Origin of the sequence: Treponema sp. (genome assembly GCF_017430385.1) — a bacterium.
Classification (GTDB): domain Bacteria; phylum Spirochaetota; class Spirochaetia; order Treponematales; family Treponemataceae; genus Treponema_D.
The window spans coordinates 1-10,777 of the sequence record NZ_JAFRNB010000103.1 but is presented as its reverse complement, the minus strand read 5'-3'; the positions used below and the strand labels follow the sequence as shown (position 1 = coordinate 10,777).

General features: G+C 45.2%; 7 protein-coding genes. 4 read left to right on the top strand and 3 right to left on the bottom strand.

Annotated elements, in window-relative coordinates:
- From nifJ to IJJ71_RS07085, 3 genes are all read right to left on the bottom strand, one after another.
- The coding region (gene nifJ / locus IJJ71_RS07095; RefSeq protein WP_296846133.1) for a pyruvate:ferredoxin (flavodoxin) oxidoreductase at nt 1-2,500 on the bottom strand (2,500 nt) is incomplete at its 3' end.
- 296 nt (nt 2,501-2,796) lie between these two features.
- The gene (locus IJJ71_RS07090; RefSeq protein WP_296846132.1) at nt 2,797-2,928 is read right to left on the bottom strand and encodes a hypothetical protein; all 132 of its coding nucleotides are present in this window, start codon (nt 2,926-2,928) and stop codon (nt 2,797-2,799) included.
- Between the two features lie 44 nt (nt 2,929-2,972).
- The gene (locus tag IJJ71_RS07085) at nt 2,973-4,277 is read right to left on the bottom strand and encodes an NCS2 family permease (RefSeq protein ID WP_294431913.1); all 1,305 of its coding nucleotides are present in this window, start codon (nt 4,275-4,277) and stop codon (nt 2,973-2,975) included.
- Nucleotides 4,278-4,428: 151 nt separating this feature from the next.
- Between IJJ71_RS07085 and IJJ71_RS07080 the strand changes: the two genes are divergently transcribed.
- From IJJ71_RS07080 to IJJ71_RS07065, 4 genes are all read left to right on the top strand, one after another.
- Nucleotides 4,429-5,331 carry a hypothetical protein gene (locus tag IJJ71_RS07080; RefSeq protein WP_296846131.1) on the top strand — a complete coding sequence of 301 codons (903 nt, stop codon included), beginning with the start codon at nt 4,429-4,431 and terminating at the stop codon, nt 5,329-5,331.
- Between the two features lie 39 nt (nt 5,332-5,370).
- The gene (locus tag IJJ71_RS07075; RefSeq protein ID WP_296846130.1) at nt 5,371-7,185 is read left to right on the top strand and encodes an Hsp70 family protein; all 1,815 of its coding nucleotides are present in this window, start codon (nt 5,371-5,373) and stop codon (nt 7,183-7,185) included.
- Between the two features lie 204 nt (nt 7,186-7,389).
- The gene (locus IJJ71_RS07070; RefSeq protein WP_296846129.1) at nt 7,390-9,732 is read left to right on the top strand and encodes a flagellar assembly lytic transglycosylase; all 2,343 of its coding nucleotides are present in this window, start codon (nt 7,390-7,392) and stop codon (nt 9,730-9,732) included.
- A gap of 196 nt (nt 9,733-9,928) precedes the next feature.
- The coding region (locus IJJ71_RS07065) for a cation:proton antiporter domain-containing protein (RefSeq protein WP_296846128.1) at nt 9,929-10,777 on the top strand (849 nt) is incomplete at its 3' end.

Here is a 10,777-nt window from a genome sequence, read left to right as displayed (position 1 = left end):
GCTGAGTGATCAAGCGGGCATAAGAAGTCTCTGCACAACCTGCGCATGAGCCTGAGAACTCAAGAAGCGGCTGGTTGAACTGGCTTCCTTTGACTGTGTTGTCGCCGAATCCAGAATCTGCCTTCTTTGAAACATTTGCAACGAGATAGTTCCATGCTGGCTGCTCTGAGAGGCGAGTCTCCTGTGGAACCATTGTGAGTGCCTGAACTGGACAAACTGTTGTACATTCTCCACAACCCATACAATCGAGTGGGCTGACAGAAAGTGTGAACTTGTATTTTCCAGCCTTTGGCTTGAGGTCAACAGCTTTTCCGCCGTTCTTCTCGACTTCACTAGCTTCTGCGTCTGTGAGGAGATATGGACGGATTGTTGCGTGTGAACAAACGAATGCACAGTTGTTACACTGAATACATTTTGTTGAATCCCACTGAGGAACATTGACCGCAGTACCGCGCTTTTCGTAAGCAGAAGCTCCAAGCTGGAACTGACCGTCAGCGATGTCCTTGAATGCGCTGACTGGCAAGTTGTCGCCGTCCATGAGGGCGATTGGGTTCATCAGTTTTTCTACCATATCGACGGTAGCTTTTTCGCCCTTCAATGCAGGTTTAGCCGCATCTGGAGCCGGGTTCTTCCATGAGTCTGGAATCTTGACTTCGTGCAACGCGCCCGCGCCCTGGTCAATCGCCTGGCAGTTCATGTCAACGACATCCTGACCTTTCTTAGAGAATTTGGCAACAACCTTCTCTTTCATGTATTTAATTGCTTCTTCTGGCGGAAGAACATTCGCCAATTTGAAGAACGCAGACTGAAGAACGGTAGAAGTTCGCTTTCCGAGACCGATTTTTGTTGCGATGTCAACTGCGTCTACGGTGTAAACCTTGATGTTGTGGTCAGCGATGTATTTCTTTGACTCAGCAGGCAAGTGCTTGTCGAGCTCTTCGTCGCTCCACTGACAGTTGATAAGGAATGTACCGCCGTCTTTTACATCCTGAACCATCTTGTAGCCCTTGATGATGTAAGACTGGTTGTGACAAGCTACGAGATCAGCCTGGTTGATGTAGTATGGTGAGCGGATTGGTTTGTCACCAAAGCGCAAGTGTGAAATTGTGATACCACCAGTCTTTTTAGAATCGTACTGGAAGTATGCCTGAATGTATTTGTCAGTGTGGTCACCGATGATTTTTGTAGAGTCTTTGTTTGCACCGACTGTACCGTCACCACCGATACCCCAGAATTTACACTCAACAGTTCCTTCTGCTGAAGTGATTGGAGCTGGTTTAACCTCTGGCAATGAGAGATTTGTAACATCGTCTGTAATACCGATTGTAAAGCGAGCTTTTGGCTCTGCTTTTGCAAGTTCTGTGTATACAGCGAATACTGAGCTTGGTGGAGTGTCTTTTGAACCCAAACCGTAGCGTCCGCCAGTAAGAACTACGTCGTTCATGCCAGCTTCGCGGAGAGTTGCAGCGACATCAAGGAAGAGTGGTTCACCCAGAGAGCCTGGTTCCTTTGTGCGGTCAAGAACAGCGACTTTCTTTGCTGTTTTTGGCAATTTTTCCAAGAATTTCTTTGGCATCCATGGTCGGTAAAGATGTACTTTAACAAGACCGACTTTCTCGCCTTTCTTTGTGAGGTAGTCAATTACCTCTTCTGCAACGTCACAGATTGAGCCCATTGCAACGATTACGCGGTCAGCATCTGGTGCACCGTAGTAGTCGAAAAGGCCGTATTTTGTGCCGAGTTTGGCATTGATTTTGTCGATGTATTTCTCAACGATAGCTGGGAGAGCCTCGTAAGTTGAGTTACAAGCCTCGCGGTGCTGGAAGAATACGTCACCGTTCTCGTGTGAACCGCGCATTGCCGGATGCTCTGGGTTGAGAGCGTGAGCACGGAAAGCTTTGAGAGCTTCTGTTGGGAACATTTCTTTGAGGTCAGCGTAGTCCCAAGTCTCGATTTTCTGGATTTCGTGTGAAGTGCGGAAACCATCGAAGAAGTTGATGAATGCAACTTTGCCTTCGAGAGCTGCCAAGTGAGCGACAGGAGCCAAGTCCATGACTTCCTGTGGGTTTGACTCAGCGAACATCGCAGCACCTGTCTGACGACAAGCGTAAACATCTGAATGATCACCGAAAATATTCAATGACTGTGTAGCAACACAACGAGCTGCAACATGGAATACACAAGGGAGCTGTTCAGCAGCAATCTTGTACATGTTTGGAATCATCAAGAGCAAGCCCTGTGAAGCTGTGAATGTTGTTGTGAGCGCACCTGATGCCAAAGAACCGTGAACTGTACCAGCAGCACCGGCTTCTGATTCCATTTCGATAACCTTTACTTTGTTACCGAAAATGTTCTTCTGACCGTTAGCAGACCAGTTATCAACCCAGTCAGCCATTGGTGAAGAAGGTGTAATTGGATAGATACCAGCGACTTCTGTGAACGCATAAGCTACATGGGCTGCAGCCTGGTTTCCGTCCATTGACATTTTCTTTCTGGACATTTTGTCCTCCTATAAAATAGTAGAAAAGTGAAGATTCTATACGAGATTCGAATCTTTAAAAAGTATACCTAATACCCAATAGAATAAACCTAAATCAAGTTTCTTACAAGGAAAAAAAATGCATATTTTTTGCACAATTCTTATGGCGCGAATTCCCTTCCTCCGGGCTATCCGTAGTTCCGCCTTCCGGCTACATTCCGCCGCTCCCTGCGGCCGCTCTGGAACAGCCCCAAAAACTAAAAGCCAGACTTCGGTTAATTTTTCTCCAAAGTCTGGCTTTCTTTATCCTTTAACTGCTAATTGCTCACTGCAGCCAACTCGCGGGCAAGTTCTTCTTTTAACGAAAGCCCTTGCTCCAGAGGAAGGGAACAACATCGTGCGATTTGTTCCTCAGGCAACGAAGTTTCTCTAAGAAAGTTTTTTTGCATTTTCGGCAATGTAAATGGAAACTGGTCGGAAAAGTACAAATTTGTTATTTTGCAGCCTCAAAAATAATGTCTAGGAAGAAGACCGCTGCCAAAATCCATGTGACGAGCGGGATTTCTTTTGTTTTTCGGGCAACGAGCTTACACAAAACATAGCTGATGATACCGAAAACGATACCTTTTGAGATTGAGTATGAGAACGGCATCGCAATGATTGTAATAAATGAAGGAATTCCTTCGGAAATGTCAGTAAAATCGATTCCCATTACAGAGCGCATCATCAAGAATCCGACGAAAATCAAAGCCGGAGCTGTGGCTGCTGATGGAATGAGAGCAAAAAGAGGGCTGAGGAAAAGTGCGACAAGGAAAAGCAAGGCTGTTACGACCGACGCGAGGCCTGTTCGTGCGCCTGCCGCAACGCCTGAAGAACTTTCAACGAAGCTTGTGACTGTTGAAGTTCCCAAACATGCGCCAACTACTGTACCGACTGCATCAGAAAGAAGCGCGCCCTTTGCGTTTACGATGTTTCCTTCTTTATCTTTCAGATTTGCCTGCTCTGCAACGCCAAGCAATGTACCGATTGTGTCGAACAAGTCTGTGAAAAGGAATGTGAAGAATACGACGAAGAATTTGATTGTAAGGATGCTGCCCCACTCAAATTTGAACAAATAAGGAGCTTCTGGGGTTGAGAACGGCACGAAATCTTTTGGAATTGAAGTAACTCCGAACGGAATTCCAATGATTGTCGTGATGATGATTCCAACCAGAATTGAACCTGGAACTTTGAGCGTATACAAAACAACTGTGATTGCAAGGCCGAGCATTGCTACGATTGCAGAGGCATGTTTCAAATCAAAATTAACGAAACCAACCAAAGTGCCTGTGTCGTTAGCGACGATGCCTGCATTTGCAAGACCAATCAATGTGATGAACAAACCGATTCCGACAGCGACAGCCTTTCGCAAATTGAGCGGAATAGACTTGATGATTGCTTCTCGGATTCCAAAAACAGAAAGCAGAATGAAAAGAATGCCTTCAACCAAGACAGCTGTAAGAGCAAAAGCCGGAGTGCAGCCCATTCCCAAAACAACTGTGTAAGTAAAGAATGCGTTCAAGCCCAGGCCCGGTGCAAGTGCGACAGGAAGATTTGCACAGAAAGCCATGACCAATGTTGCGATTGCTGCAGAAACAGCTGTTGCCGTGAACAGTGCGCCCCATTCCAAGCCCGCACCAGAGAGAATTCCTGGATTGACGGCAAGAATGTAAGACATAGCGAGGAAGGTTGTGATACCGCCGACAATTTCTCGGCTAACGGTTGTTCCACGCTCCTGCAATTTGAAAAGTTTGTCCATAAAAGGTACCCCCAAAAATATCATTTAGTATAATGAAATGGTAAAAAAGTTCATACAGGCGATTACAATATAAAATAACTTTAGTTATAATTAAAAAAACCGATAATTAAACAAAATACCAAATGTGAAAAGATTTTTTTGGGGGAAATATATGAAAAAAACATTGTTTGTTCTTGCCGCAGCTGCCGTAACAGCACAGGTTTTTGCTTTCGATCCAGAAGCAGCACTCAAACCTGCAACATCAGTTGGCGAATACACAAAGATTGACTATCAGATTACAGAAAAATTCGGTGACTATTACCGCTCACCACGGGCAAAATATGTCCACAACTTCGATTCTACAGGCCGCGAGACTGAGGCTACTGAGCTTACAAGCAAGGACGCTCTCGTTGACCACATCACATACAAATACGAAGGTGATAATCTTGTTGAAAGAGTCTGCACTGATGCCGACGGAAAAATCTCATGGAAAATGACAACAGTTTATGAGAACGGAAACAAAGTCGAGGAATCAGAATACAACGCAGTCAACACACTCACAAACAAAACAATCTGGAAATATAACGGAAATCAGATTGACGAGTCTTATTACAATGCTGACGGCGCACTTCTTTCAAAAATCATCACAAAAAATGATGACCAGAACAGAGTTTCTGAAATCGCTCAGTATGCGGCTCAAGGAAATCTTGAGGAAAAGGCAATTTACACTTACAACGACGCAGGAAAACTTTCAGAAATTTCCTATATTAACACATCTGGAAATCAGAGCCGAAAAGTCGTATATCGATTCGACGCATCTTACCAGATTACAGAGGAACAGACTTACAACTCTGACAACAAGCTCATCGTCCGCGTAATTTACAAATACGATGCAAGCGGAAACATCATCAAGACAACAACTTACAATGTTGCAGAAAAATTCGGCACAACAGTGAACGAACTTGCTGGAATCGCAGAATACTTGTGGGGAACATCAACAAAACCTGCAGGTTCAGCTCCAGCCTCTGCACCAGCAGCAGCACCACGCTCTACATCAATGAGTGATGCAAAATAAGCAGAAATCTAAAAAACTGGGACTTTATAGGGGATAGATATGAAAACAATCGGAATCAAACTTGCTGACGGAACATTTTATCCAGTTCTCGAAGAGGGCACTCCAAAAAAGCGTATGCTGGATTTGACAACGGCCAAAGACAATCAGACAAAAGTTCAGATTGACTTGTACCGCTCAGAAACCGGCAGCATGGATGATGCCGAATATGTCGATACCCTTGAAGTCACAAAACTCAATCCTCACCCGAACGGAGAACCAGAACTCCATCTTTCTGTAGGTCTGGACGAAAACAACAACCTCACGGCCGAAGTAGTTGACCCGGAGACTGGAAAGAAGAGCGAGACTGAGGTAAGCCTTGTTTCACGAACAGAAGCAGAACGAGCCGAGCCAGCAGATTTCGCAATCACAGGCTCGGAAGATGCAACTGTTGCAGATGATTCAACAGAAGCTGGCACTGACGAGACTCTTGCAGCTGATTCAAACGGAATCGTTGATGCGGATCACACAAGCGACAATGCGGACGAGACAACATTCTCACCGGACGATCTTCCAGACATCAATTCATCGGCACTTGAGGACATGCCTTTCAGTTTCGATCATTCAGAGCCACATGTTACAAGCGAGATAAGCCCAGCCGCAGCCGGAACTTCATCAGCAGAAGGATTTAAAGGCGAGCTTCCTGATTTCTCTGATTTGGACAATGACATCCCTGTTGAGGACAAAACTCTTGAATCAGTAGATTTTTCAAAAGACAGCCTTGACGATATCGATGAAAGCAATGACATAATCGGCACAGAAAGCCCGGATTTGACAGAAGATACAACGGCCGACATTCAGACAGATACAACAACCATTGCTGACTCTGATAATTTTTCCACAGAAGATTTTTCATTGCCTGAGTTTGGCAACGATGATCCAACGGTAGCTGACGATTCAATTTCTGAAGACGACACAACCGTAGCTGATGACACGACATTGCCAGATTTTGGAGACGACAGCACTGACACAACTCTGCCAGATTTCGGAGATGACAGCACCGATACAACACTTCCTGACTTCGGCGATGACAGCAACGACACAACTTTGCCAGACTTCGGAGACGATTTCGGAAGCAACATTGACACATCAACTGACTCAACAGATTTTGATTTCCCAGAATTCGATGTGCCGGCAACAGATACAACTCCAAGCGGACTGGACTTCGATGATTTGGACGATCCTTCATTCAATTCTTCGGCAGTTTCTGGAGGAGCCGGTGCAATGGACTTCTCTGACCTTTACGACAAGGAAACACTTGCAGGCGAACATGCTTCACTTTATAACGAGGATGAGGAAGAAAAAAAGACCCGCGCACCAGTCATTATCTGCATAATTTGTGCGATTATCTGTGTGATTGCGACAGTTCTGCTTCTCTTTGTCGTTCCTTCAAAATACAACCTCATTGCTTCGCGCAACACAAACGGCGTTTCACTGCTCGACAAATTCTTCCATAAAGAGCATGTAATTGAAAGAACAGTCGAGGAGCCAAAAGAAGAAAAGAAATATGTCGATGTCGTTGTTGAGGAGCCAAAGACTGAGGCAGCCCCGGAAGCCGTCGAGGACAAAATCGTAATCGCACCGGAGCCGGAGAAAGTTGTTCCGAAGCCAAAGCCAGCTCCAGTTCAGGAAAAGAAACCTGAAACTAAAAAGACTGCTGATGTCAAATATCATATCAAGTGGGGCGACACTCTCTGGGATATTTCTGAATCTTACTACAAGACTCCATGGAAATATCCGAAGATTGCGGACTACAACAATATCAAGAATCCAGATTTGATTATCTCTGGAAAAGATATTTTAATCCCAGCAGAATAATGTAAACACAAAATCCATCCTTGGATTTTGTGTTTAAACGAGAAACTTCTGTTCACCTAAAGGCAAATGCGGCAAACCGCGTTGTCTTTGCCGTTCGAAGTTTCTCTCTTTGCTTTTTCTCCGCATCCAAACGAGCACGACAACGGAAGTGCTCGATGCGGAGCACCGTTTGAATTTTTCCATTTTTCAATTAAAATCTTCCTTATGAAAAAAATCCTGCCACTTTTCATTTTTTTAGTTTTGTTTTCTGCCTGTGCTAAGGTCGGAACTTTAAATCAAAGTTCTGCGCAAAAAGAATTCGGACAAGACTCAAACTATTTTCTTGCACTCCAGGCTTCTGACAGCGGCAACGAGGACGAAGCTCTCCGCCTTTTTAAACTCGCGCGCAAAAAAGCCAGCCCTCTGATTGCAAAACGAAGCGCGGAATCACTCACAATTCTTGGCAGCGTAAAAGACCGTCTTGAAGCCGCTACATATCTTGCAGACAACTACGATGATGAATCTTCCCTTGTGACAGCGTGCAGGACTTTCTTCCAAAATGATGAATTCGCAACAATCATCAAGCGGACAGATAAAATTTCACTCGAAACAGCAAAAAATGAGCTGATAAAACTCAGGCTTCTCTCGCTCGCACAAAAAAAGGACAGCCGTTTTGATTCAGAATTTTTCAAATGGTTTGTCTCACGCCAGATTTCCAGCGAGCATCTTGAGACTTACGGAGCATATATTGCCCGGCTCAACGAAAAAAATCTTAACATTCAGAACGAAACCGAAAAATTCCAAAAAAATCTGAACAAAAGAAGCCTTCTTGAAAGCCAATTGGAGCCGGAAGAGCCAGTTCCGTCACAAAATGGCAACGCTGATCCGGGAAGTGCAGCTGATTCAACAGAAACGGCGGGCGATAATCAGGCAAAACTTCCATCAATCGAGCCGGAAGAAGGTTTTGAGCCACTTTCGGAAGCCCTGAAAGAAGCCGAAAATCCCGAAAAAACGATAATTGATTACAGAATCGCGGTATTCCACCGAAGCTACAAACTCACCTTCCCTCAAATCGACAAAATCTTCAAGATTTACGAAAACCGTGGCGAAGAAATTGACTCACAGGTTCTTTCTGACATCGGTAAGGCAACTCTTTACGGAACAAGCGATTATTTTGTCTCAGCACGAAAGTTCGATCAGCTGGCAAAGAAACTTTCACCCGAAAAAGCATATTTCGCCTATTTTTATGCGGCACGACTCTACGACAAAGCAGGCCGCTACCCTACACAGACAATTTCACGATTCAAAAATGCGCTTGAATCCACAAAAGATGAGCTTCAGTTTGACAATTGCCTCTGGTATCTTTTGAATTTTCAGCTCCGCACTTCAACCGACGACATAATTTCCACGCTCACGGAATATGGCTCACGAATCCACAACGCAGAATATTTTGATGATTTTTTTGAGTCACTTTCAATTTTGCTGCTTTCAAGTCATCGATGGCAGGATTTTTACAGGGTCTGGAAGCAGACTAACTCAAATTTTTCTCCGCTGACACAAGGAAAATACGCCTACATTTCAGGCCGATTGATTGAAGAAGGCCTTGCCCGCGGAGACGAAGGCTTAAAAACCCGGCAGGCACTCGAAGCCTTTATGCAGGTGCTCAATTCACCATCTTCTCTCTATTATAAAGTGTGTGCGCTTGAACGACTGAATGTTACCGCCCCAGACCTTGTTGAATCTTACATTCTGAGGCAGAACGAGCCTGAAAAGAAAATCGAAGACAACGGCGAAGGAAATCTTCTGCTTGGTTATGCCGCTTTTGGCTTCCCGCAGCGACTTTACACAGAATGGCTCGCAAACCGCAAAAATATTTCTGTTGCAGACTCAATCGAAATCAGCAATTTCCTGGCAAAATGTGCCGAGCGCAGCAAAGACAGCACTTACAATGTCCAGAGCCTAAGAATCGCAGCCCGAACATTTGAATCAGCAGGCGGAAATATTCCAAAAGAACTTTTAAAGCAGAATTTTCCGCGATTTTTTAAAGAAATCATTGATAAGGCCTGCAAGGAATTTGATCTTCCTGATTATCTCGTTTATGCACTTGTACGAAGCGAAAGTTTTTTTGATCCGAATGTTACAAGCAAAGCAGGAGCAAGCGGCCTCACTCAGCTCATGGAATCCACAGCCGATGACCAGGCCAAAAAGCTTAAGCTCGGCGAAAATTATGACATTCTGGATCCGGAAACAAATCTCCGCATGGGCACACACTATCTTGCAAACCTGATTTCCCGAACGGACGAAAAAAATGAACTTCTTGCACTCTACGCATACAATGCCGGCCTCACAAATGTCCGAAACTGGGGAAGGTCTTTCCGAAACGACTGGTCAACAACTGGCCGACCAATGCAAAAACCTGTCGGAATCAGCATGGACTTGTTCCTGGAATCCCTGCCCTTCACCGAAACGCGTGAATATGGAAGAAAAGTGATTTCAGCGGCAGCGATGTACGCCTATCTTTACAAAGGGATTTTGCCGAGCGAAACAGTACGGGAAATTATGTATTGAAAATTGAAAGCGAAAAATTGAAAGTTGAAAATTCAGGGGGCTTCCCGCTTTCGCGGGCCGGGTGTTCCGTGGTTCGCTAACGCTCATTGCTACACTGCGTTCCGCAACGGCTTTGCCGCCACTCCATACCCTAGCCCAGTTTTCAAATCTTCCCCCACTCCCACAACTTCTCACAAAGTAGTATACTTTTTCCACTATGGAAAATCCTTTGTCTAATCTTTTGCCGTCAGCTTGTCATTTTCTTTCGCTGAACGGCTCAGAGCTTATGCTTCTGGTCGGAATCATGATGTTTTTTGGCTCTTTTGGTGGCCGCATCTTTCAGAAACTCAAGATTCCGCAGGTCGTGGGTTATATCGTAATCGGAATTATTATCGGAGTCTCAGGCTTTGCAATCCTGGGCAAAAATACAGTCGCTGCCCTCAACCCAATCTCAACGGCTTCACTTTCGCTGATTGGCTTTCTGGTCGGTGCAGAACTTAAAATCGAAGTAATCAAAAAATACGGAAAGCAGTTCGTAGGCATTTTGATTGGCGAATCAATCACGCCATTTTTCGTAGTCGGGCTTCTTACGGGAAGCGTCACTTATCTTTTCACAAAATCTGTCGCACATTCAGTGGCTTTCGGTCTTTTGCTCGGAGCAATCTGTGCCGCCACAGCTCCGGCCGCCACAACCGATGTTCTCAAAGAATACCGCACGAAAGGCCCGCTCACCACAACGATTCTGGGAATTGTCGCCATGGATGATGCAGTCGCGCTCATTTTGTACGCAATTGCAGCCACAATCTCAGCCCCTCTTCTCGGCGGTCATACAGTTTCCTTTTTAAGCCAGCTGGGGGCAATCGCTTACGACATTTTTGGCTCAGTCGCGCTCGGCATTGGATTCGGCTTTGTCCTCAATCTTATCCTCAAAAACATAATGAACAACGACGGCCGCGTTCTTGGATTCTCGCTGGGAACTCTCTTCCTCTGTACGGGAGTCTGTAACGCGCTCGGCCTGGACAACATCCTTTCGGCAATGTTCATCGGCTTTTTCATGACAAACTTT

Bases quoted from the DNA above. Each gene is read 5' to 3' on its own strand.
- IJJ71_RS07085 (WP_294431913.1), bottom strand. From the start codon at position 4,277: ATGGACAAACTTTTCAAATTGCAGGAGCGTGGAACAACCGTTAGCCGA.
- IJJ71_RS07090 (WP_296846132.1), bottom strand. From the start codon at position 2,928: ATGCAAAAAAACTTTCTTAGAGAAACTTCGTTGCCTGAGGAACAAATC.
- IJJ71_RS07080 (WP_296846131.1), top strand. From the start codon at position 4,429: ATGAAAAAAACATTGTTTGTTCTTGCCGCAGCTGCCGTAACAGCACAG.
- IJJ71_RS07070 (WP_296846129.1), top strand. From the start codon at position 7,390: ATGAAAAAAATCCTGCCACTTTTCATTTTTTTAGTTTTGTTTTCTGCC.
- IJJ71_RS07075 (WP_296846130.1), top strand. From the start codon at position 5,371: ATGAAAACAATCGGAATCAAACTTGCTGACGGAACATTTTATCCAGTT.